Below are 20,700 nucleotides of genomic sequence, written 5' to 3' on the forward strand. Positions count from 1 at the left end.
CGTCCATGGTCCAGGAGGTACTGCGGCAACCGGCGAAAGCCGCGCTCTTCCTGGTCGTCGACGTCCGTCCCGGATCCGAGGACACCGCCCGTGACCTGCTCGCGGACTTCGCCGGGCTGACCCGCTCGGTCGGCTTCCGCGCGCCGGACGACGACCTCACCGGCATCGTCGGGATCGGCGCCGCGATGTGGCGCCGGCTCTACCGGCTCCCCGTCCCGCGTGAGCTGCACCCTTTCCGGTCCGTGTCCGGCGCGAAGCACACCGCCCCGGCAACCCACGGCGATCTGCTGTTCCACCTGCGGGCCCGCCGGCTCGACCTGTGCTTCGAGCTCGCCCGGCACGTGATGGCCCGGCTCGCCGGCCATGTCACGGTCCTCGACGAGGTCCAGGGCTTCAAGTACTTCGACGAGCGCGATCTGCTCGGCTTCGTCGACGGCACCGAGAACCCGACCGGTCCGGAGGCGGTCGCCGCCATCACGGTCGGCGACGAGGATCCGGCGTACGCCGGGGGCAGTTATGTGATCGTCCAGAAGTACCTGCACGATCTCGACGCCTGGCACGCGCTCCCGATCGCCGAGCAGGAACGGGTGATCGGCCGCTCGAAGATCAGCGACATCGAGTTGCCGGACGCGGAGAAACCGGCGAACTCGCACGTCGCGGCGAACACGATCGTCGACCCGGACGGGACCGAACGGCAGATCGTCCGCGAGAACATGGCCTTCGGCTCGCCGGGCGCCGCCGAGTTCGGCACCTACTTCATCGGGTACGCCGCGACGCCCGACGTGATCGAACGGATGCTGCAGCGGATGTTCGTCGGCGAACCACCCGGGAACCACGACCGGATCCTCGACTTCTCGACCGCGGTCACCGGCAGCCTGTTCTTCGTACCCACCGCGGCATTCCTCGAGAACCCACCACCCACAACCACCGTGACGAGAGTGCCCGGCAACACGGATGGATCCCTGGGCATCGGCAGCCTGAGAAGGAGTCGGACATGACGAACAACCTGCACCGCGAGCTGGCCCCGGTCTCGGATGCCGCGTGGGGCGAGATCGAGGAAGAGGCTCGGCGTACCTTCACCCGGGACATCGCCGGCCGGCGGGTGGTCGACCTGGTCGGCCCGGCCGGACCGGGACTGTCCTCGGTCGGCACCGGGCACGTCGAGCCGGTCGACGCGCCCGGCGACGGCGTCACAGCGCTCCGGCGGCTGGCGCAGCCGATCATCGAGCTGCGGGTGCCGTTCACGGTGACCCGGCAGGCCGTCGACGACGTGGAGCGAGGCGCGAAGGACTCGGACTGGCAGCCGGTCAAGGACGCCGCGAAGCAGATCGCGTACGCCGAGGACCACCTGGTCTTCCACGGCTCCGATGCCACCGGGATCCTCGGTCTCGCTCCGAGCACTTCGAACCCCGTGCTCGGGCTACCGTCCGAGGCCCGCGAGTACCCGAATGTTGTTGCCCAGGCGCTGAGCGCGCTGCGACTAGCCGGCGTCGCCGGACCGTACAGCCTGCTGCTGTCCGCCGACGCGTACACGGCGGTCGCGGAGACCACGGACCACGGCTACCCGATCCGCGACCACCTCGCCCGGCTGATCGGTGACGGCGAGATCATCTGGGCGCCGGCGCTCGAGGGGGCGCTGCTCGTGTCCACGCGGGGCGGGGACTACGAGCTGCACCTCGGCCAGGACCTCTCGATCGGGTACCTGTCGCACGACGCCGAGAACGTCGGGCTGTACCTCCAGGAGTCCCTGACCTTCCTCGCGCTGACGTCGGAGTCCAGCGTCGTACTGCGCGCCTGATCCTCAGCTCGGTCCGTAGTTCCAGAAGTAGCCCTGGCGGCAGGTCTTCGGGTCCGGATGCGGGTTGTCGCTCATCCAGACGCTGAGCTTGCCCTTGGGGTTCAGGTAGCACGAGTTGCTGAGTGCGCGGACCTCGCCGTTGGTCTTCGGGCTGGTGTACACGAGCTTGCCCGCGGCGTCGTACCCGCGGACGACGTACACCCGCCGTACCGCGTCGGTCTGCGGACCACGGACCCGGACGTACGGCGTCGCGGTGTAGAAGTAGCCGTTGCGAAGTACCGCCTCGACCGGCTTCTGGTCGCCGACGGTCACGGTGATCCGTTTGATGTGTGCGGCGTAGGCGCCGCCGCCGATCATCCGGGGCTCGACCGCGCGGTACAGGTCCTGGTCCGCACCCTGGCGGAGGGTCTGCTGTACGACGTCGTTGGCATCCAGACCGCAGGTCGTCCACAGCCCGAGCGCCTTGATGACGACCCACGTCGACGTGTAGGCATCCGTCGGTGCATTGGTGAACCGGAATCCGTCGAGCACCTGGTAGCGCGGCGACTCGTTGGTCCGGAGCGGCAGCTTGGTGCGGTCGTAGCAGATCTTCGCCAGCTGGGTCTTCTCCGCCTCGCTCAACGGTGTGACGGCGGTCTGCTGAGCTGCTTCGCTGACACCCGCCGTCGGCGGCTCGGCCCGGTGCCGCAGTGCGGGTACGCCGATCGCGAGGCCGGCCGTCACGGCCAGCACCGCCGCTGCGGCGAGCAGCGGGACCAGCCGGTGGCGCGGCGCGTTGGTGGGCTGGTGGGTGGACTCGTGGGCGACGATCGCGGTGAGCTCGGCGCGCTGCCGGGCGCGGGTCTCCGGACGGAGCTCGGGAGGAGAGGTGATCATGCGGGCGACTCCACACTGGTCAGAAGGTTCAGTTCGCGCAGATGCTTGCGGGCCCGGGACAACCGGGACTTGACGGTGCCGAGCGGTACGTCGAGCGCGACGGCGGCCGCCTGCTGATCGAGGCCGGCCCAGATACACAGCTCGACGATCTGGCGTTCGTGCTTCGGCAGGTGCTGCAGCGACGCCTGGGCCTGCTGGATCCGCCGGTCGTCGTCGAGCCGGCCCGCGACGTCGTCGGCGTGGTCGCGGACGGTGTCGACCAGGACGTGCGCGGCCGCGATCGCCCGGCGGTACCGCAGCTTGGCGCGCCACTCGTTGCGGACGGTGTAGTCGGCGGTCCGCAGCAGCCACGGGAGCGCCGAGTTCCGGTCGAGGACGACGTCGGCGCGCCGTCGCCAGGCGTGCAGGAACACCGTCGAGGTGAGGTCCTCGGCATCGCTCCACGACCCGGTGCGCCGGTACAGGAACGCGTAGATCGCCTGGGCGTGCCGGTCGTACAACTGGCCGAACGCCTCGGAGTCGCCCTCGGTGGCACGGTCCCAGAGGTTCCGGTCGGTCATAACTACGGTCAGGCCTTCGTCCACGGCCGGGGGGCCGCTCACGAACGTCTTCCCGGTCTGATGTCGCGCATCCACGCTCCGATCTCGATCCGCTGTGCACTCCTCTCGTGTCGGGCGCCGCGCTTAGGTTCCCACTTTTTGAGCACCACATCCTGGGAGCCGGGTTTGTGGGGCGGCAGGACATGGCCGCGGTCGTCGGGAGGGTGCGATGGTCGATCGAAAGACTCCCGCCCCGGAGGTGTTGTGTGATGAAGCCCCGTCCTTTGTTCAAGCTCCGTCCTGTGTTGTCGATCCTGGTCCTGCTGGCCGGTCTGCTGGTCGCCGCGGCCCAACCGGCCGCCGCCGCGAGTCTCGAGGAAGTCACCGGCTTCGGCTCGAATCCCGGCAATCTGCGGATGTTCCGTTACGTGCCACCCGGGCTAGGCACCGGCCGACCCGTCGTGGTCGCGCTGCACGGCTGCACCCAGTCGGCGACGGCGTACGACGACGAGCCCGGTTGGGTCGCGATGGCGCAGCGGGCCGGGTTCGCGCTGCTCCTGCCGCAGCAGCAGTCGGCGAACAACTCGAGTCAGTGCTTCAACTGGTTCGAGGCGGGCGACACCGCGCGCGGAGCGGGTGAAGCGCTGTCGATCAAGCAGATGGTGGACCGTACGGTGAGCGATCTCGGCTCGGATGCCGGACGGGTGTTCGTCACCGGTCTCTCGGCAGGTGGCGCGATGACGGCCGTGATGCTGGCGACGTACCCGGACACGTTCGCCGGTGGTGCGATCGTCGCCGGGCTGCCGTACCGCTGCGCGACCTCGCTCGTCCAGGCGTTCAGCTGCCAGAACCCGGGTGTCGACCTCTCCCCGCAGCAGTGGGGCGACAAGGTCCGCGCGGCCGCCTCGGGGACGCACCGGCCGAAGGTCTCACTGTGGCACGGCACCGCCGACTACACCGTTGCCTACCGCAACCTCAACGAGCTGATGGAGCAGTGGACGAACGTCGACGGCGCCGACCAGACCGCCGACGCCACCGAGACCGTCAACGGCGCCACCCACAAGTTGTACGCCGACAGCTCGGGGACGACGGTCGTGGAGACCTGGTCGATTCCGGGGATGGGCCACGGTCAGCCCATCGATCCCGGAACCGGCCCCGATCAGTGCGGCACGGTCGCGCCGTACATCCTCGATGTCAACGTCTGCGCGGCCGCACACATCACCAAGTTCTGGGGACTGTCCTGAGTCAGCGGTCGCCGCTGTAGCGGAGCAGCGGTGGTGTCCAGATGCCCAGAGCCACGACCATGGTGACCAGGAGCAGCGCGCTGACGAACGTGGTGATGTCGACGCCGTAGTGCTGGGCGAACGCACCCAGTGCTAGGGACGCGACCGGCATGATGCCGATGGCAAGCTCCTGCACGCCGAGCGCGCGGCCGTGCAGGGACTCGTCCGTGGTCATCAGCAGCAGCGTGGTCTGGAGTACGCCGAAGGCCGCGCTCATCACGCCGATCGCGGTCATCACCAAGAACGACACCACGACCGAGTGCGACAGTGCGAACAGCGACCACAGCGAGCCCCAGATCGCCGTACCGACGACGAACATGCCGCCCTTGAAGCGGAAGTCGCCGAGCCACGCGATCACCAGGGACCCGGTCAGGCCGCCGACGCCGGCGCAGGTCAGCAACCAGCCGAGACCGGCCGCGTCGAGCCCGAGCGACTCCTGCGCGAACACCGGCATGAACGACTGTGCGACCGGCCAGAGCAGGGTGTTGGCGGCCAGGGTCACCAGCAGGACCGTGGATGCCAGCCGGTTCGCCGCGATCTCGCGGAGACCGCTGGTGACCATCCGGATCGCCGATCCGGTGTGCGCGCTGACGACGCGGCCGTACTCGCGCAACGGCAGCAGCAGGACGAGCGAAATGGCATACCAAAACGTCGACACCCACAACGCGGCCGGTGCGCCGAGCCCGTTGATCATCAGCCCGCCGATCGCCGGCCCGACGACCTGCGTCATGTTCAGCGCCATCGAGTTCAGCGCGTTGGCGTTGCTGAGGTTCTGCCGCCCGACCAGGTCGAGCACCAGCGACGCGCGGGCCGGTTGGGACGGCGACTGCGCCAGCCCGATCGCCAGCCCACCGACGACCAGCACCCAGTACGACGCCTTGCCGAGCGACGTGAGCGTGGCGACGGTGGTGACGGCCACCAGCGCCCACGAGGCCGCGATCATCAGCAGCCGCACCCGGTTGTGCCGGTCCGCGATGGCGCCCGCGAACGGACCGAGCAGCAGCGGCGCCAGCCGGACCGCGGTGTACACGGCGACCAGGAACTCCGAGTGCGTGGTCTCGTAGGCGAGCCACCCGAGGACGAGCGTCTGCGTCCACACTCCGCCGAAGAAGAACAGGTTCGAGAACCAGAACAGCCGGAATGCCCGGTTGTCCCGCAGTGAGCCCAGTGTCCGGTCGACGAAGCTGGCAGTCGGCGTACTCACACCTGGAGTTCGCCGTCGCGCACGACGACCTGTCCGGCGGCGATCACCAGTTCCCGGCGCGGCGCGCGCACCAGCACGTCCGGCACGTTCTCGGCGTCGAGCAGCACGATGTCGGCGCGCGCTCCCGGCGTCAGGCCGTAGTTCTCCCGGTGCACGAACGACGCGGCGTGCGTCGTCGCGAGCTCGATCGCGTACGTGAGGTCCTCGTCGGCGCGCAGTCCGTGCAGCCGCGCGAACCCGCGCGCGACCTGCAGCAGGTCGCCGTCGCCGTACGGCGACCACAGGTCGCGGATGCCGTCGGTGCCGAGCCCGATCGCGACGCCGGCCGTCCGCATCTCCCGCCACGGCAGGGGAGCGGAGTTGACCGGGGCAACGGTCGTCCACGAGATCCCGGCCGCGCCGAGCTGGTTTACCATTTCGGCCCGCCGGGCCGGCGGCAGCTCACCGAGGGCGAAGCCGTGCGACACGTTCACCTTCCCCTGCAGGCCGGCCTGCAGCGTGCGCTCGGCGATCAGCTCGTACTGGAACGCGCCGAGGTCGCCGCGGTCGTGCAGGTGGATGTCGATCCCGACCCAGCGCCGGGCCGCGATCTCGAACAGCGCGTCCAGCTGACCGACCGGGTCGCGGTCGATCGAGGCCGGGTCGAGCCCGCCGATGCTCGTCGCGCCCTCGGCCGCGGCCTGGTCGAGCAGCTCGAGTACGCCGGGACGCCGCAGTACGCCGTCCTGCGGGAACGCCACGATCTCGATGTCGACCGCGCCGTTGAGAGCTGCGGCCGCCTCGTGCACGTTGGCGATCCCGCGCAGGCCGACGCCGAGGTCGACGTCGACGTGGGTGCGGGTGGCCGTCGTACCGTGCCGGAGGAACTCGCGGAGGACAGCCTCCGTGCTGGCCACGCTGGGGATGCCGTACTTGTCGCGCTCGGCGCGCTCGTGGGCGATCCGGCCCTGCGTCGTCGCCTCACCGCCGTACGAGACCCAGGGCCGGCCCCACCAGCTCTTGTCGACGTGCGCGTGTGCGTTGACGAAGCCGGGGAGGGCGAGCAGGCCACGACCGTCGATCCGCTGCTGATCCGACGTCCCTGCACCGGAACCACCCGCTGAGGTGGTCGGAGTGATGTCGGAGATGGCGCCGTCGACGATCGTGATGTCGACCGCGGCACCGCCCCACGGGCGCACGTCAGCAAGGAGGAAGGAGGAGGTCATGTCCACAATGGTATACCAAATTTCAGGCGCCCCGACCCGTGTGGAAAGCGCTGGTATACCGGTCAGTCCATCCCGCGGCTGTCCCGGAACAGGGCCTGCGACTGGGCCAGATGTTCGCCGGCGAGCCGCTCGGCCTGCTCGATGTCCCGGTTGGCGATCGCGGTGAACAGTTCGAGGTGCTGGCCGCCCACCGCGAGCAGGTCGTCGTGCTGGGTCAGCAGCCAGCGCATCCGGCTGCGGAGTGGCCGCTCGATCTCGATCAGCAGTTCGTTGGAGGCGAGTTCGGTGACGAGCTCGTGGAAGTCGGCGGCCTTCCGCCGGGCGACCACAGCCTCGCCGGCCCGCGCCGCCACGAGCTGTTCGTCCAGGATCGCCCGCAACCGGTCGAGCCCTTCGCGGGTACGGCGCTCCGCGGCCAGCCGGAACGTCAGCGGTTCGAACGCGGTCCGCACCTCGGTGAGGTCCGCGATGTCGGAGTCGGTGAACCTGCGCACCACCGCCCACGACCGCGGCCGTAGCGTCACCAGCCCTTCGCTCACCAGCGCCTTCAGCGCCTCGCGGACCGGCACCCGGCTGACGTCCAGTGCGGCTGCCAGCTCCCGCTCGACCAGGCGTTCGCCGGGCGGCCGGACCCCGTCCAGGATCTCGTCCCGCAGCCGCCGCGTGACCCGCTCGGTCTCGGACTCTCGACTCTCGTGCATCGACCTCTCCAGCGTTTGGTATACCAATTCAAGCACGCCGTCCGCTGGCGCAGACGCCCCGAGGGCTGGTCAGCCTTCGCGTCGAGGCCCGGGTCCGCTCCTTGCACCGAGGGCTGGTCGGTGCGGATCCGCTCAGCCGGCCTTCGCCTGGATCAGGTCGTCGACGGCCTTCGGGATCGTGGTCTCGAAGTCGAGGAGCTTCGCCCACGTCAGTGTGACAGTGATGACCACCATCTCGTCGTACAGGCCCCGGACGCCGGCCAGCCAGCCGGCGTACTGCTCCTCGTCGGCCATCACCTTGCGGCCGGCCACCAGGTAGCCCTCGGGGATGCCGTCGAACAGGCTGACCTCGGCGGTGCCGCGGAGCAGCAGGACCTTCGGCGGGAAGGCGCCGGTGTCGATGGTCAGCGCGACCTTCGGATTCTTCCGGAGTGCGGCGACCTTGGCGGACTTCGGGAGGGTCGCCATCGCGAGCTTGCCGCCCTCCATCCAGAACCCGATCGGGATCACCCGCGGGTCGCCGTCGAGGCCGTCGTAGGCGAAGCGGGCCGGCTCGGGGCCGTTCAGGAGCTGCTGGGCGTACGGCTTGGCGAGGATCTCGGCGATCTGCTGCTGGTTCATCGTGGTATCCCATCTGCGCGGTCTGTTCTCAGTGGTCTGTTCTCATCAGGGGGACGGAGCCGCGCCACGGTTCTCGACATCGATAGGTTGAGGAATCGTGGAAAGTTTTGAACTCGGTCGCGGGCAGGTCCAGGTCGCCGACGACGGCGCGGTCGCGCAGGTGCTGCACCCCGACGGCCGCCGGGTGCTCCTCGACGACGGCGTGGTGCACGACACCCTGCACGCCTGGGGCAAGGGCTTCGTGATCACCGACCAGGGCGCGTACCGCTTCGACAACCCGGCGTTCACCCGCTGGCGCAGCACCGGCATCGACTTGATGTACCGCTTCGGTGACCTGGAACTCCGCGTCGGCCGCCGCTTCGGCGAGCAGTGGACCGAGACCTACGAGCTCCGCAACACCGGATCCGAGCCCGTCGAGATCGGTTCCCTCGCGATCAGTACGCCGTACCGCGATGTGTACACGTCGAGTCGGGAGAGTCTCACCGGCTCCGTGCACGCGCACGTCTGGACCGGCGGCGCGGACGCCTGGGTCTGGGCGGTGCCGATGGACGGCAGCGGACCCGGCCTCGGTCTGCAGGTCAAGGAGGGCGAGCTCTGGGCGTACTCGGTCGAGTCCCGCGAGCCCGGCACGAGCAGCAACATCCGCGGGCACATCTACCTGCACGTCACCGACCACGCCCGCGCACCACACGCGATGGGCGGCCAACCCGCCATCACGCTCGCGCCCGGAGCGTCGTACCGCTGGACCTGGCAACTCGCCTGGTACGACGACCTATCGGCCTTCCACGCCGACCGCCAACCGCTGATCGACGCCACCCGCCTGGCCGCCGAGGTGGGGGAGTCCCTCGAGCTCACCGGCACCGACCCCCGCGAGCTCACCAGCGACGAGCCCGGCATCCAGTACGTCGAGGCGACGGACGGCACGCGGACCGCCCGGATCTCGGTGCTGTTCCACGAGCCGCTCCGGGTGATCGCCGAGCGCCGCGTTCGGTTCGTCCTCGATCACCAGCGCCGGCCCGAGCTCGCCGACAGCCGCAAGTACGCGTTCGTGCCGTACGACAACGACAGCGGCCTGACCGTCCTCTCCAGCGCCTGGCGCGACTGGTCCGATGCGAGGGAACGAATCGGCATGGCCCTGCTCCTGCAGGAGGTCCGCGACCGTGGCTGGGGCGATCGCGCCGAACTCGACGAGGCCTTGGCCGGCTACGAACAATTCGTCCGCGAGCACCTGATGGACGACAACGGCACGATCCAGGACGACAGCATCCACCAGAACGCCGTACGCCTGTACAACTTCCCGTGGTTCGCGCGGTTCCTGCTCGGCCAGGGCGACCGCGACGGCGCGACCCGCATCCTGAACCGGTACTACGAGCTCGGTGGCGACCACTTCCTCGCGTTCGACCTCGGCCCGCTACTGACCGAGCTCGGCCTACGCGACCACCTCTTACGCCACGCGAAGACCTTCATCTCCTACGGCGACGAGCTGCCGCCCCACGAGGTGAATTACGAACAGTCGATGGTCGCGCCACTCCTCGAGCTGCTCGTTTCGGCATACCAAAGTGCGCCCGACGAGATCGACGGTGCCGAGCTGACTCGCCGCCTGCCCTGGCTGACCGCGTTCGCCGCGGACCAGCCCGACGTACGGCTGCGGCATGTGCCGATCCGGCACTGGGACGGCTACTGGTTCGGCCGGCTGCGGTTGTGGGGCGACGTCTTCCCGCACTACTGGTCAGCGCTCAGCGCGATCGTGTACGGCGCTTGGCCGCGCGAGCTCGTGACGCCCGAACAGGCCGATTGGCTCGAGCGTGCCGAGGACGCGATCCTCCGCACGAACCTGGTCAGCTTCGCCGCGGACGGATCGGCGACCTGCGCGTTCGTCTACCCGAGCAGTGTGAACGGGCAGCCCGCGCACGTCGCCGATCCGCTGGCGAACGACCAGGACTGGGCTCTCGTCTATGCATTACGCAAGCTCGGGAGCAGCTCCTGAAGCTGGGCCATCACGTATTGGTGCACGCTGGTCCCGTAGGAAATCCGCGTCGCGCCGGCCGCCGCTAACTGGGCCGGCGTGGGACCGGACGGTGCAGCGTGCCCGTTGATCGGCCCGCCGACCCCCTCGACCACCTGGGCCAGTAGCGGCACTGGCGCCAGGATCGGGTAGACGCAGTCGGCCCCGGCGCGGCGGTACTCGCGCCCACGCCGTACCGCTTCGGCGACGGGGTCGTCGACGGGACGGATGAACGTGTCGACCCGGGCGTTGATCACCAGCTCGGCGCCCGCGGTCGCCCGTACCTCGGCCAGGTAGTCGGCCTGCTGCGCGACGTCCACCAACGCGCCGTCGACCGAGTCCTCGAGGTTGCAGCCGACCGCACCGGTCGCCAGCAACCGTTCCGCGAACTCCTTCGCCGGCAACCCGTACCCGGCCTCCATGTCGGCTGTCACCGGTACGTCGACGGCTCGGGCGATCCGTGCCACGGCGGTGAACATCTCCTCCGGCGGGGTCAGCTGCCCGTCGTCGTACCCGAGGACGCGGGCGACCGCGCCGCTGCTGGTCGCGACAGCGGGGTAGCCGGCGTCGGCGATCAGGCGCGCGCTCACCGGGTCCCACGCGTTCGGCAGGATCAGCGGGGTGCCGCCGTGATGCAGCGCCCGGAACTGTGCGGCCGTCATGGCTTGTAGTGGCCGGGCTCCATCTTCCCGGTGACGCCGATGCGGGTCCACATGTTGATCGTGATGATCAGCGCGATCAACCGGGCCAGGTCCTTCTCGTCGAAGGCCTGCGCCGCGACGTCGTACACGTCGTCCGGGACGTGGTCGACGCTCACCAGCGTGATTGCCTCGGTCAGCTGCAGAGCGGCCTTCTCCTGGTCGGTGTAGAACTTCTGCGCCTCGCGCCAGACCGGCAACAGGGCGATCCGCTGCTGCTGGTCCTCGCCGAGCTCGCGCAGGTCGAGGGAGTGCATGTCGGTGCAGTACGCGCAGCCGTTGATCTGCGAGGCCCGGATGCGGACCAGGTGCGCGAGCTTCGGGTCCAGCCCGGTGTCGGACACCCGGTCCAGCTCGATCATGGCCTGGTAGAAGTCCGGGGCCACGTTGGCCAACTTCACTCGTCGCGTCGTCGATGTGCTCATGTGTCTAAGTTAGGCGGGAATCGGCCCAGGTGTATGGTCCACTTCCATGGAGGATCGAGGGGCCAATTCCGCGGGCGCGGACCTGCACCTGGAGCTCGGCGCGACCCGCGGGCGCGGCGACCTGGTGCAGGCGCTACACACGTCGATCCGGACCGGTCGGCTGCCGGCCGGGACCCGGTTGCCGTCGTCGCGGTCGCTGGCGAAAGACCTCGGCATCGCCCGGAACACGGTCGCGGACGCCTACGGGCAGCTGGTCGCCGAGGGCTGGCTGACGGCGCGGCAGGGATCCGGGACGGTGGTGGCGAACCGGGCCGCCGTACCGCCGGCGCCGTCCGTTGCGTTGCCGGAGGCCCGCAGTTTCCGGTACGACCTGACGCCGGGGGCACCGGATGTCGCGACGTTCCCGCGGACGGAGTGGCTGGCGGCGGCGCGGAAGGCGCTGACCGTGGCGCCGAACGAGGCGTTCGGGCTCGGCGATCCGCGCGGCCGGATCGAGCTGCGCCGGATGCTCGCGGACTACCTGGCCCGGGCGCGCGGGGTGCGGGCGGATCCGGAGCGCATCCTGATCTGCTCCGGGTACGTGCAGGCGCTGAGTCTGCTCAGCGAAGCGATCAAGAACCTCGGCGGTACGACGATGGCGGTCGAGGAGTTCGGGTACGGGCTGCATCGCGACGTGATCCGGGCGCGCGGGCTGGAGGCGGTCGCCGTACCGGTGGACGAGCTCGGAGCGCAGACATCGCGGCTGACCGGGCAGGGCGTACTGCTGACACCGGCACACCAGATGCCGACGGGCGTGCCGTTGGCGCCGGAGCGGCGTACCGCTGCTGTCGAGTGGGCGCGGGAGTCGGGGGCCGTGTTGATCGAGGACGACTACGACGGCGAGTTCCGGTACGACCGACAGGCGGTCGGTGCGTTGCAGGCACTCGATCCGGAGCGGGTCGTCTACACCGGTACGGCGAGCAAGAGCCTCGCGCCGGGCCTGCGCCTCGCGTGGATGGTCCTCCCGCAACAACTGATCGAACCAGTCGTCGCCGCTAAGCGCACCGCGGACTTCCAGACAGCCACCTTGGAACAACTGGTCCTCGCCGAGTTCATTGCCTCCGGCCACTACGACCGGCATGTCCGGCGTTCCCGCCTGCACTACCGCCGGCGCCGCGACCGCCTCGTCGAACTCCTCGCGGTCCGGGCCCCGACCGTCGAGGTGGCCGGCATCTCCGCCGGTCTGCACGTGCTCCTCGATGTGCCTGGTGACGCCGACGACATCGTCGCCCGCGCCGCCCGACAAGGCCTCGGCCTCGCCACGCTCACGACGTACCACTTCAACCCCACCCCAGCCACCCGCCAAGCAGTCATCGTCGGCTACGGCACCCCACCCGACCACGCCTACCCCGGCGCCCTAGACCTCCTCTGCCAGGTCCTGGGCGTATAGCGCACGGATGTCCCACTCGCCGACTCGCACCCCAGCCGCGCGCCCTCGCCCTAGCGGCGCGACCCGCCTGGCGCGCCCCCACCTGGCGCGCCCCCGCCTCGCGCGCCCAGCCGCCCGCCGTGCTTCGGGGAAACAAATGGCCGCCATACGACCATTTCTTTCCCAAAAGCCACGACGACCTCGTCCAGCGCGCCGAAGGTGAAAGACTACGGATGCCGCGTCATTGCCCCGCCTGTGGATAAGTCAGGCCACACATCAGCCACTCCGGATAGACTCAAGCAGGAAGAACAGGGCGCGCAGCTACGCGACGGCGACCGCCAGAGCACGAATGTCCGCCGGCCCGACCCGGCAACAACCGCCAATGTACGTCGCTCCAGCCGCACGCCACTCGGGGGCGAACCGCACCGGCCCGGCACCGTCTCCGACCCACGCCCGCCGGACCGCGTCCCACGCCTCGCCGCGGTTGGGATAGGCGATCGCCGGCTTGCCCGTGACTGCCACGGCGGTCTCCACCGCGGCCTGCACATCCGCGGGTTTGCAGCAGTTGATGCCGACGGCAATCACCTGGTCGATGTCGGGGATGGCGAAGGCGTCGGCGAGAGGTTGGCCGGCGCGGGTGTGCAGACCTTCGACGGAGTACGAGAACCAGGCGCGGACGTCGAGCTCGGCGAGGAGCTTCACCAGGACCTCGGCCTCCACGGTGTCGGGGATGGTTTCGATGGCGAGCAGGTCGGGTCCGGCGCCGGCGAGCAGTTCGAGGCGCGGGCCATGGAAGTCGCGGAGGACAGACGTGGGGACGCCGTAGTTCCCGCGATACTCCGAGCCGTCCGCGAGCATCGCGCCGTACGGACCAACCGAGGCAGCAACCAACCGACGCGAAGCGGCCGCGCCAACGCGGCCGCTTGCGCGCGCGTCGAGCCCTTCGGTGTCGCTCGGCCGGGGGTCGGGCTCGACGGTGCGGACCGAGCGGGCGTCGAACTCGACGGTGCCGTCCGACCGGGCGTCTGACCCGACGGTACCGCTCGGGCGGGCTTCGAGCTCGTCGCGGACCTCGCGGGCGATTTGGACGCTGCTGGCGATCAGGCGCTCGGCCTCGGCTCGGTCGACGCCGGCTCGTGCGAAGCCGGCCACGCTGGCCTGGTAGCTGGCGGTGGTGGCGACCATCGCGCCTGCTTCGTAGTACGCACGATGCACCGCCGCGATCTCGGCCGGGTTATCGCGCAGCAGGCGTGCCGACCACAGTGCATCGGACAGGTCGTGGCCGCGGTCCTCCAGGGCGTTCGACAGACCGCCGTCCAGGACGACCAGGGGGTCAGACGCTGCGGACAAGTTCGAGGACCTCGTCCGCGCAGCCCCAGGACAGGGTGACGCCCGAGCCGCCGTGACCGTAGCAGTGGATGACGGGCTCACCGGTTCGGGTCCGGACGAGCTCGCAGCGGATCGCCGGTCGCGCCGGGCGGAGACCGACGCGCTGCCGGATGATCTTCGCCGAGCGCAGCTGCGGAACCAGCTCCGCCGCCCGCTCCAGGATCGCCTCGGTGGTCTTCGGGTCGACGGTCAGGTTCCAGTCACCCGGTTGGCTGGTGCCACCAACGACCACGTCCTTCTGCCGCGGGATCACGTAGGTCAACTCGTCCGGCGCCCGGTCCGCGAGCAGCCACTCGGTCAGCCCGCACGGCTCGACGGTCAGCACCTGACCACGGACCGGCGTCACGGTCGGGTCGCTCGCCGTCAACCGCGCGCCCAGCCCAGCGCAGTTCACCACCAGATCGGCCTCGGTCGGCAGCGCGGACAACGCAGCACGCGTCAAGGTCCCACCCGCCGCCTCGAGCCGTTTCACCAGCGCCGGCAGGTACGCCGGCATGTCGATCACCGGCGCCGTGAACGACCACCCGTCGACGAACCCCTCCGGCTGCGACGCCACCCGGGTGAGATCCGGCAGTACGTCGGCCCACCGCGGATCCGGCGTCGGCTCCACCAGGAACTCACGCCCGCGCCTCATCAGCACGGAAGGCTCGACCTCCGCCAGCTTCGCGAGCTCCTCGTACGTCGTCCGCGACCAGCCGGCCACCCGGTCCTCGGGCGCCGACAGGTACGGGTACCAGAGTGCGGCGGCCACCGACGACGTCGTCTCCAACGGCAGGTCGCGGGCGAACACCGCCACGTCGTACCCGCTCTCGGCGAGCCGGATGGCACAGCTCAGCCCGATCACGCCCGCACCCACCACGATCACGCGCATTCACAGATTGTTACGCGTCGACGGCAATCACGCCACCGCCTCCTGCTCGCCGCGACCCGATCCACCGGACCTGCACCACTCACCAAACCCGCCGAACGACCGCTCGCCGACGACAGCTGAGCGTGCCGATGCCAGCGCCGCGCTGCTTGGTGAGTGATGGGGGTGCGGACGCCCAGGCCATCACAATCGGCGGGTATGGGCCAGGCCCGCGCTTGGCGGGTGGCTGTGGGGCGGATTGTGATGGCCTGGCGGTTCGTGACAACTCAAGGCACGTTGATCGCGAGGGATCCGGTCAGTGCAGGTTGACGGCGAGGGAGTAGAAGCGGGTGATCTGCGTGGCGCCGTTGTTGTCGTCCGACATCAGGTACAGCTGGCGTCGTCCGCCCGGCAGGTAGCCGCCGAGTGCGAGCGCCTCGACGTTGTCCAGCAACGGATTCGGCTGCGGCTGCTTCGCGACCGCACCGGACGGCGGGCAGTTCACCAGGTCGAACAGCAACTTCTTCTGCAGGAACACCGATTCCGGTGCATCCGCGAGTGACGCAACCTTGGTCACGTCGGTCGCCCGGCGCAGCGAGACTGTGAACACCCGGATCGTGTTCCCGACACCAGGGGTGAACGTCCGCTCCATCGAGATGAGCTCCGTCGGGCTCACCCACCCGAGGTCGTCGAGCGCGAGCCCAGGGTCCGGCTTGTACGCGTACTGCGCGACCGGCCGGTACTCGTGGCCGGGAAGACCGAAGTACCGGATGATGCGGTTCCGGGTGCGGTTGTTCGCGTCGGTCCCGTCCGAGGCGAGCGGGCCCTCCATCCCGGCGTACAGCGAGAGGCCGTCGCGGCTGGTGGCCAGCGACTCGAAGGTCGCGTTGTTCGTCGCCTCGCCGGCCGGCGCGACCTGGAACCGCGCGGGGACCGGCAGTTCGCCGATCTGCAGACCGTCCGAGAGCCGGAAGCGCCGGATCGACGGCTCCCGCTCCGAGGTGGCCAGGATCGTGCGGTTCCCACGCTCGACGACGAGTCCTTCGCCGTCGAAGTCGCCACCGGTGTACGGCGTACCGTCGGGCCGCTTGAGGATCGTCATCCCGTCGACGGCGACCGAGGTGGGCTTGCTGTTCACCTTCAGGTCGAACACCCGGGCCGGCGTGGTCCCGACGTTGTCCACCAGCGCGACCGCACTGTGCGGCCCGGTCAGGTTCATCGCCGACAGCCCGGCCACCGGCTGCCCGTCGAACGTGGTCTTGTCCAGCGCGTCACTGAAGCCGAGGAACGTCACGTCCGGCGAGCAGGCACCGCCACTACGACTACTGGTACTGGTTGCCGATGCGGTCAGCGAGGTGGTGAGAGCGGTCAGGACAACTGCTGCGGCCAGCGGCTTCTGCCAACGCATACCCAGGCTCCTAGGGGAGAGACGACACCTGGGATCAAAACCTATCGTGCACAACAGCAGCTGAACGCCCGGTTACTCCAGGACTCCGCGGCTCAGGAACACCATCGCGATGAAGGTCCGGTACAGCTGCAGCGGGTCGTCATTGCGCAGGGCAACGACTTTGTCCTCGCGCCGTTCGACGCCGCGGAGCTCAGCGGCCAGTTCCGCGTACGCGCGACTGTGGAACCGGACGGTCAGCTCGGCCGGCAGCGTGATGCTCGGGACCCGGATGTCGCTCAACCGGGCGAGCGCGCGCCGGGCGCCGTCGTGGATCAACTCGCGGGCCCGCTCGGGATGCACCGACAGCGCCGCGTTGTGCGAGATCGAGTCCTTGACCACGACCGACTCGATCTCCGGGCAGAACGGCTGCGCCTCGTCGATCGTCACCCGGTCGCCCGAGATCAGCACGACGGGCACTTGATGCGCGAGCGCCACCAAGGCATTGATGCCGGCCTCACCAGTGATCGCGCCGTTCAGCCGTACTTCGGCGATCGCGCGCGGGTTGTACGTGTGGTGCAGCACGGATCCCGTCGCCCCGGCGGACCCGTGGTACGAGATGAAGAAGACCGCGTCGAAGGAGTCGTCCAGGCCCTGCATCATGTACAGCGGCTTGTGCTTGCCGGACAGGTAACTCGCGCTGCCCGCGAGCGCGTCCGGGCGCAGGTTCTGCATCGTCGAGTGCGAGTCGTTCACCAGGAACTCGGTCCCGCCGGCCGCCAGCGCGCCGTCGATCGCGGCGTTCACCTCCGCCTGCAACTGACCGCGGTAATACTCGTACTCCGTGGCAGGTCCGCGCGCCTGACTCCAGTCGACGACCCCCGCCGTACCCTCCATGTCAGTAGACAAGTAGACCTTCATGTAGTGCCCCTTGAGCGCTGTAGCTTGACGCTATCGGCGCCCAGGCACGCACCTCGCGGCACTTCGCCAGCGCCCACGATGCTCCGCATCGAGGCCACTGACCAAGCACCACGATGCACGCACCTGAACACCGCTATCGTTCAAGCTACAGCGCTCAAGGGACACTCACCGCACCATACAAGGCCGTTTCGGGTCGAAGGCCCAGTCCTCGATCAGGTACTGCATCGCGATCGCGTCGTTCCGCGCGCCGAGACCGTGCTTCAGGTACAGCTCGTGCGCGGCGTCGAGTGCGTCGCGGTCGAGCTCGACGCCGAGACCGGGACGCGCCGGTACGGCGATCTCGCCGCCGGTGATCCGTAGCGGTTCTTTCGTCAGCGCCTGTCCGTCCTGCCAGATCCAGTGCGTGTCGAGCGCGGTGATCTCGCCGGGCGCCGCCGCGCCGACCTGGGTGAACATCGCCAGCGAGATGTCGAAGTGGTTGTTCGAGTGCGAGCCCCAGGTCAGCCCGAAGTCGTCGCACAGCTGCGCGACCCGGACCGATCCGGCCATCGTCCAGAAGTGCGGGTCGGCGAGCGGGATGTCGACCGCGTCGGTCCGGACCGCGTGCGCCAGCTCGCGCCAGTCGGTCGCGATCATGTTGGTCGCCGTCCGCAGCCCGGTCTGCCGTTTGAACTCGGCCATCGTCTCCCGGCCGGAGAACCCGGGCTCGGCACCGCACGGGTCCTCGACATACGCCAGTACGTCGTCCAGCCCCGAGCAGACCGCGACGGCTTCGCGAACCAGCCACGCGCCGTTCGGATCGACCGTGATGCGCGCCGACGGGAACCGCTCGTGCAACGCCCGTACCGCGTCGATCTCCACGTGGGGATCGAAGACGCCGCCCTTGAGCTTGAAGTCCGCGAACCCGTACCGCTCCTGCGCCGCCTCGGCCAACGCCACCACAGCCTCGGCGCTCAGCGCCGGCTCGCGCCGCAGCTGCGTCCACCGATCCTCACCGGCGTCCGTCGAGTACGGCAGGTCGGTGCGCGCGGTGTCGCCGACATAGAACAGATACCCGAGCACAGGTACGGCGGCACGCTGCTGCCCCTCGCCGAGCAACTCCGCGACAGGAACCCCGAGGTACTGGCCGAGCAGATCGAGCAACGCCGACTCGAGCCCGGTCACTGCGTGCACCGTCGTCCGCAGGTCGAAGGTCTGCATCCCGCGGCCGCCCGCGTCGCGGTCCGCGAACGTGGACGAGATCGCGCGGAGCAGCTGGCGGTACCGCGACAACGGCTCGCCGATCAGCGAGGCGCCGGCTTCGCGGAGCGTGGTCGCGATCTTCTCGCCGCCCGGGACCTCGCCGAGTCCGGTGTTGCCCGAGCTGTCGGTGACGATCACGACGTTGCGGGTGAAGAACGGCCCGTGCGCGCCACTCAGGTTGAGCAGCATGCTGTCGTACCCGGCGACGGGCACGATCTCGACCGAGGTGACGGTCGGTGTCGTGTGTGGCGTTGTCACTTGACCTTCCCGATCAGCTCGGTCAGCTGTGCGACCTCGTCCGCGGTCAGGTCCTGCAGGGGCGGGCGGACCGGCCCGGCGGAGCGTCCGATCACGTTGACGCCGGCCTTGACGATCGAAACGGCGTACCCCTTGGTCTTGTCGCGGATGTCGAGGTACGGCAGCACGAACTCGTTCAGCTTTTGGTATACCGCCGCTCGGTCCTGCGCGCGGACGTCGGCGTAGAAGCCGAGCGCGAACTCGGGGACGAAGTTGAAGATCGCCGACGAATAGGTGCTGTACCCGAGCTGCAGCAGCGGCAGCGCGAACGTCTCGGCCGTCGGCAGCCCACCGATGTACGTGAGCCGCTCGCCGACCCGGGCGTAGGTCCGCGTCATCATCTCGACGTTGCCGACGCCGTCCTTCAGGCAGACCAGGTTCGGGTTCCGGTCAGCGAGCTCGGCGACCGACACGTCGTTCAGGATCGCGTTCGCCCGGCTGTAGACCGTCACGCCGAGGCTCGTGCTCCGGCAGACCGCCGACACGTGCTCGACCAGACCGGCCTGCCCGGCCTCCGTCAGGTACGGCGGCAGCAGCAGGATCCCGTCCGCACCGGCCGCCTCGGCTGCCTGCGCGCCCGCGATCGCCGACGCGGTCCCGCCGGTCGCCGGCGCGATCACCGGGACGCGCCCGTTCACCTCCGAGACGGCGGTGCGGACGACGGTGTCGATCTCGGCCGGCGTCAGCGAGAAGCCCTCGCCGGTCCCGCCCGCGGCGAACAGCCCCGCGACGTCGTACTGGCTCAGCCAGGACAGGTGCTCGCGGTACCCGGCCTCGTGGAAGCTCAGGTCCGGGTGGAAATGCGTCACGGGGAACGAGAGCAGCCCGGTCTTCAGCTGCGCGGCGAGTTCGGTGGGGGAGTAATGGGTCACGCGACTCAGCGTAGGAAGACTCGTGGATACCTGTCCAAGATCGTTTTTGGATCTAGTGATGCTCTGGGAGCATCGTGAGCACGCGCTGCAGGACCGGGCTGGTCGCGTCCCGCCGCCAGATCGCATGCAGCTCGACCGGTTCGCCGACGCCGTCCAGGTCGCAGTACGTGACGCCCTCGACGCCCAGACCGCGCGCCGCGGCGGGGACCAGCGCAACCCCGCGACCGGCCGCGACCAGCAGGATCACGGTGAGGATCTGCTGGACCCGCTGCTCGATCCGCGGATGCGACGCGGCGAGGAACCGGACGGTCAGCTCGTGGAAGTACCGGGCCTGGGTCGGCGAGTAGCTGATCACCTGCTCGCCGGCGAAGTCGGCCGCCCGTAACGGCCGGCCGAGCGCCGCGAGCCGATGGTTGCCGGGGACAACGGCACACAACGGCTCCCGGAACACGATCCGGGAGTCCAGTACGTCGGAGTCGAACGGCGGCCGCCCGAGCCCGAGATCGAGCTCACCGCGCAGCAGGCCGTCGATCTGCGCCGGCGTGACCCGTTCGTGCAGGATCACGTCGACGTCCGGCAGTTCCTCCGACATCCGGCGCAGCAGCGGGCCGAGAGTACGGATCGCGGAGGTCGCGGTGAACCCGAGCCGCAGCGTCCCGGCCGCACCTTGGTCGACCCGGCGGGCGAGATCGCCCGCGGTCTCGACGAGGGCGAGCAATCGCCGGGCCTCGGTGAGGAACGCCTGCCCGGCCTCGGTCAGCTCGACCTTGCGGTTGTCGCGTTCGAGTAGCCGGGCACCGACGGCGCGTTCGAGTTTCTGCACCTGGCGGCTCAGCGGCGGCTGGGTCATGTTCAGCCGATCGGCGGCGCGGCCGAAGTGCAGTTCCTCGGCGACGGCGACGAACGCGCTCAGCTGGTCGAGCGAAAACATGATTCCCGAAAGGTATCACTCGATGCCTTATCGGCCTTGGACACGCATGATCGC

At 69.6% G+C, this 20,700-nt stretch carries 20 protein-coding genes; 5 read left to right on the top strand and 15 right to left on the bottom strand.

The features are described from left to right. Nucleotides 1-5 precede the first annotated feature (5 nt). Both ACWGID_RS25850 and ACWGID_RS25855 read left to right on the top strand, forming a co-directional pair. The gene (locus ACWGID_RS25850; protein ID WP_452200675.1) at nucleotides 6-998 is read left to right on the top strand and encodes a Dyp-type peroxidase; all 993 of its coding nucleotides are present in this window, start codon (nucleotides 6-8) and stop codon (nucleotides 996-998) included. Continuing rightward, complete coding sequence (locus ACWGID_RS25855) at nucleotides 995-1,798, top strand: family 1 encapsulin nanocompartment shell protein (protein ID WP_452200677.1); 804 nt, start codon at nucleotides 995-997, stop codon at nucleotides 1,796-1,798. Before ACWGID_RS25850 ends, ACWGID_RS25855 begins: the two co-directional genes overlap by 4 nt. 3 nt (nucleotides 1,799-1,801) lie before the next feature. Here ACWGID_RS25855 and ACWGID_RS25860 read toward each other — a convergent pair whose 3' ends face one another. Both ACWGID_RS25860 and ACWGID_RS25865 read right to left on the bottom strand, forming a co-directional pair. Then, on the bottom strand, nucleotides 1,802-2,674 hold the full coding sequence (locus tag ACWGID_RS25860) for a hypothetical protein (protein ID WP_452200679.1): 873 nt from the start codon (nucleotides 2,672-2,674) through the stop codon (nucleotides 1,802-1,804). Continuing rightward, complete coding sequence (locus ACWGID_RS25865; RefSeq protein WP_452200681.1) at nucleotides 2,671-3,309, bottom strand: RNA polymerase sigma factor; 639 nt, start codon at nucleotides 3,307-3,309, stop codon at nucleotides 2,671-2,673. The genes ACWGID_RS25860 and ACWGID_RS25865 overlap by 4 nt, the downstream gene beginning before the upstream one ends. A gap of 173 nt (nucleotides 3,310-3,482) precedes the next feature. Here ACWGID_RS25865 and ACWGID_RS25870 point away from each other — a divergent pair, with 173 nt between their 5' ends. Then, nucleotides 3,483-4,457, top strand: coding sequence for an extracellular catalytic domain type 1 short-chain-length polyhydroxyalkanoate depolymerase (locus ACWGID_RS25870; RefSeq protein ID WP_452200683.1), 975 nt, complete (start codon nucleotides 3,483-3,485; stop codon nucleotides 4,455-4,457). Between the two features lies 1 nt (nucleotide 4,458). Here ACWGID_RS25870 and ACWGID_RS25875 read toward each other — a convergent pair whose 3' ends face one another. From ACWGID_RS25875 to ACWGID_RS25890, 4 genes are all read right to left on the bottom strand, one after another. Next, nucleotides 4,459-5,700, bottom strand: coding sequence for an MFS transporter (locus ACWGID_RS25875; RefSeq protein ID WP_452200684.1), 1,242 nt, complete (start codon nucleotides 5,698-5,700; stop codon nucleotides 4,459-4,461). Further along, the gene (locus ACWGID_RS25880) at nucleotides 5,697-6,905 is read right to left on the bottom strand and encodes an amidohydrolase (RefSeq protein ID WP_452200686.1); all 1,209 of its coding nucleotides are present in this window, start codon (nucleotides 6,903-6,905) and stop codon (nucleotides 5,697-5,699) included. The genes ACWGID_RS25875 and ACWGID_RS25880 overlap by 4 nt, the downstream gene beginning before the upstream one ends. Before the next feature lie 62 nt (nucleotides 6,906-6,967). Next, nucleotides 6,968-7,606: a GntR family transcriptional regulator gene (locus ACWGID_RS25885; RefSeq protein WP_452200688.1), complete on the bottom strand. Its 639-nt coding sequence runs from the start codon at nucleotides 7,604-7,606 to the stop codon at nucleotides 6,968-6,970. Nucleotides 7,607-7,738: 132 nt separating this feature from the next. Beyond that, nucleotides 7,739-8,227 (bottom strand): pyridoxamine 5'-phosphate oxidase family protein, encoded by a 489-nt coding sequence (locus ACWGID_RS25890; RefSeq protein WP_452200690.1) that lies wholly within the window; start codon nucleotides 8,225-8,227, stop codon nucleotides 7,739-7,741. Nucleotides 8,228-8,324: 97 nt separating this feature from the next. On the opposite strand from ACWGID_RS25890, the gene ACWGID_RS25895 reads away from it, so the two are divergent. Then, on the top strand, nucleotides 8,325-10,214 hold the full coding sequence (locus tag ACWGID_RS25895; protein ID WP_452200692.1) for a hypothetical protein: 1,890 nt from the start codon (nucleotides 8,325-8,327) through the stop codon (nucleotides 10,212-10,214). On the opposite strand, the gene ACWGID_RS25900 is transcribed toward ACWGID_RS25895, so the two are convergent. Both ACWGID_RS25900 and ACWGID_RS25905 read right to left on the bottom strand, forming a co-directional pair. Next, a complete protein-coding gene (locus ACWGID_RS25900; protein WP_452200694.1) occupies nucleotides 10,181-10,894 on the bottom strand; it encodes an isocitrate lyase/PEP mutase family protein in 714 nt (237 codons plus the stop codon). The genes ACWGID_RS25895 and ACWGID_RS25900 overlap by 34 nt on opposite strands. Beyond that, the gene (locus ACWGID_RS25905) at nucleotides 10,891-11,355 is read right to left on the bottom strand and encodes a carboxymuconolactone decarboxylase family protein (RefSeq protein WP_452200696.1); all 465 of its coding nucleotides are present in this window, start codon (nucleotides 11,353-11,355) and stop codon (nucleotides 10,891-10,893) included. Before ACWGID_RS25905 ends, ACWGID_RS25900 begins: the two co-directional genes overlap by 4 nt. Before the next feature lie 46 nt (nucleotides 11,356-11,401). Between ACWGID_RS25905 and pdxR the strand changes: the two genes are divergently transcribed. Then, nucleotides 11,402-12,784 carry a MocR-like pyridoxine biosynthesis transcription factor PdxR gene (gene pdxR / locus ACWGID_RS25910; protein ID WP_452200698.1) on the top strand — a complete coding sequence of 461 codons (1,383 nt, stop codon included), beginning with the start codon at nucleotides 11,402-11,404 and terminating at the stop codon, nucleotides 12,782-12,784. 300 nt (nucleotides 12,785-13,084) lie between these two features. On the opposite strand, the gene mmuM is transcribed toward pdxR, so the two are convergent. From mmuM to ACWGID_RS25945, 7 genes are all read right to left on the bottom strand, one after another. Next, the gene (mmuM, locus tag ACWGID_RS25915) at nucleotides 13,085-14,113 is read right to left on the bottom strand and encodes a homocysteine S-methyltransferase (protein ID WP_452200700.1); all 1,029 of its coding nucleotides are present in this window, start codon (nucleotides 14,111-14,113) and stop codon (nucleotides 13,085-13,087) included. Next, complete coding sequence (locus ACWGID_RS25920) at nucleotides 14,097-15,023, bottom strand: FAD-dependent oxidoreductase (protein ID WP_452200702.1); 927 nt, start codon at nucleotides 15,021-15,023, stop codon at nucleotides 14,097-14,099. The genes mmuM and ACWGID_RS25920 overlap by 17 nt, the downstream gene beginning before the upstream one ends. A 292-nt stretch (nucleotides 15,024-15,315) precedes the next feature. After that, nucleotides 15,316-16,407 carry an esterase-like activity of phytase family protein gene (locus ACWGID_RS25925; protein ID WP_452200704.1) on the bottom strand — a complete coding sequence of 364 codons (1,092 nt, stop codon included), beginning with the start codon at nucleotides 16,405-16,407 and terminating at the stop codon, nucleotides 15,316-15,318. 72 nt (nucleotides 16,408-16,479) lie between these two features. Then, nucleotides 16,480-17,304, bottom strand: a complete 825-nt coding sequence (locus ACWGID_RS25930; protein WP_452200705.1) for a M55 family metallopeptidase — start codon at nucleotides 17,302-17,304, stop codon at nucleotides 16,480-16,482. 165 nt (nucleotides 17,305-17,469) lie between these two features. Then, on the bottom strand, nucleotides 17,470-18,804 hold the full coding sequence (locus ACWGID_RS25935) for an enolase C-terminal domain-like protein (RefSeq protein ID WP_452200707.1): 1,335 nt from the start codon (nucleotides 18,802-18,804) through the stop codon (nucleotides 17,470-17,472). Next, complete coding sequence (gene kdgD, locus ACWGID_RS25940; protein ID WP_452200709.1) at nucleotides 18,801-19,715, bottom strand: 5-dehydro-4-deoxyglucarate dehydratase; 915 nt, start codon at nucleotides 19,713-19,715, stop codon at nucleotides 18,801-18,803. The genes ACWGID_RS25935 and kdgD overlap by 4 nt, the downstream gene beginning before the upstream one ends. Before the next feature lie 52 nt (nucleotides 19,716-19,767). Continuing rightward, on the bottom strand, nucleotides 19,768-20,646 hold the full coding sequence (locus tag ACWGID_RS25945; RefSeq protein WP_452200711.1) for a LysR substrate-binding domain-containing protein: 879 nt from the start codon (nucleotides 20,644-20,646) through the stop codon (nucleotides 19,768-19,770). Nucleotides 20,647-20,700 lie beyond the last annotated feature (54 nt).

Source organism: Kribbella sp. NPDC054772 (genome assembly GCF_053611945.1).

Coding starts and splice junctions, on each gene's coding strand:
- ACWGID_RS25850 (WP_452200675.1), top strand. CDS start 6: ATGGTCCAGGAGGTACTGCGGCAACCGGCGAAAGCCGCGCTCTTCCTG.
- ACWGID_RS25855 (WP_452200677.1), top strand. CDS start 995: ATGACGAACAACCTGCACCGCGAGCTGGCCCCGGTCTCGGATGCCGCG.
- ACWGID_RS25860 (WP_452200679.1), bottom strand. CDS start 2,674: ATGATCACCTCTCCTCCCGAGCTCCGTCCGGAGACCCGCGCCCGGCAG.
- ACWGID_RS25870 (WP_452200683.1), top strand. CDS start 3,483: ATGAAGCCCCGTCCTTTGTTCAAGCTCCGTCCTGTGTTGTCGATCCTG.
- ACWGID_RS25880 (WP_452200686.1), bottom strand. CDS start 6,905: ATGACCTCCTCCTTCCTCCTTGCTGACGTGCGCCCGTGGGGCGGTGCC.
- ACWGID_RS25885 (WP_452200688.1), bottom strand. CDS start 7,606: ATGCACGAGAGTCGAGAGTCCGAGACCGAGCGGGTCACGCGGCGGCTG.
- ACWGID_RS25890 (WP_452200690.1), bottom strand. CDS start 8,227: ATGAACCAGCAGCAGATCGCCGAGATCCTCGCCAAGCCGTACGCCCAG.
- ACWGID_RS25900 (WP_452200694.1), bottom strand. CDS start 10,894: ATGACGGCCGCACAGTTCCGGGCGCTGCATCACGGCGGCACCCCGCTG.
- ACWGID_RS25905 (WP_452200696.1), bottom strand. CDS start 11,355: ATGAGCACATCGACGACGCGACGAGTGAAGTTGGCCAACGTGGCCCCG.
- pdxR (WP_452200698.1), top strand. CDS start 11,402: ATGGAGGATCGAGGGGCCAATTCCGCGGGCGCGGACCTGCACCTGGAG.
- ACWGID_RS25920 (WP_452200702.1), bottom strand. CDS start 15,023: ATGCGCGTGATCGTGGTGGGTGCGGGCGTGATCGGGCTGAGCTGTGCC.
- ACWGID_RS25925 (WP_452200704.1), bottom strand. CDS start 16,407: ATGCGTTGGCAGAAGCCGCTGGCCGCAGCAGTTGTCCTGACCGCTCTC.
- ACWGID_RS25930 (WP_452200705.1), bottom strand. CDS start 17,304: ATGAAGGTCTACTTGTCTACTGACATGGAGGGTACGGCGGGGGTCGTC.
- ACWGID_RS25945 (WP_452200711.1), bottom strand. CDS start 20,646: ATGTTTTCGCTCGACCAGCTGAGCGCGTTCGTCGCCGTCGCCGAGGAA.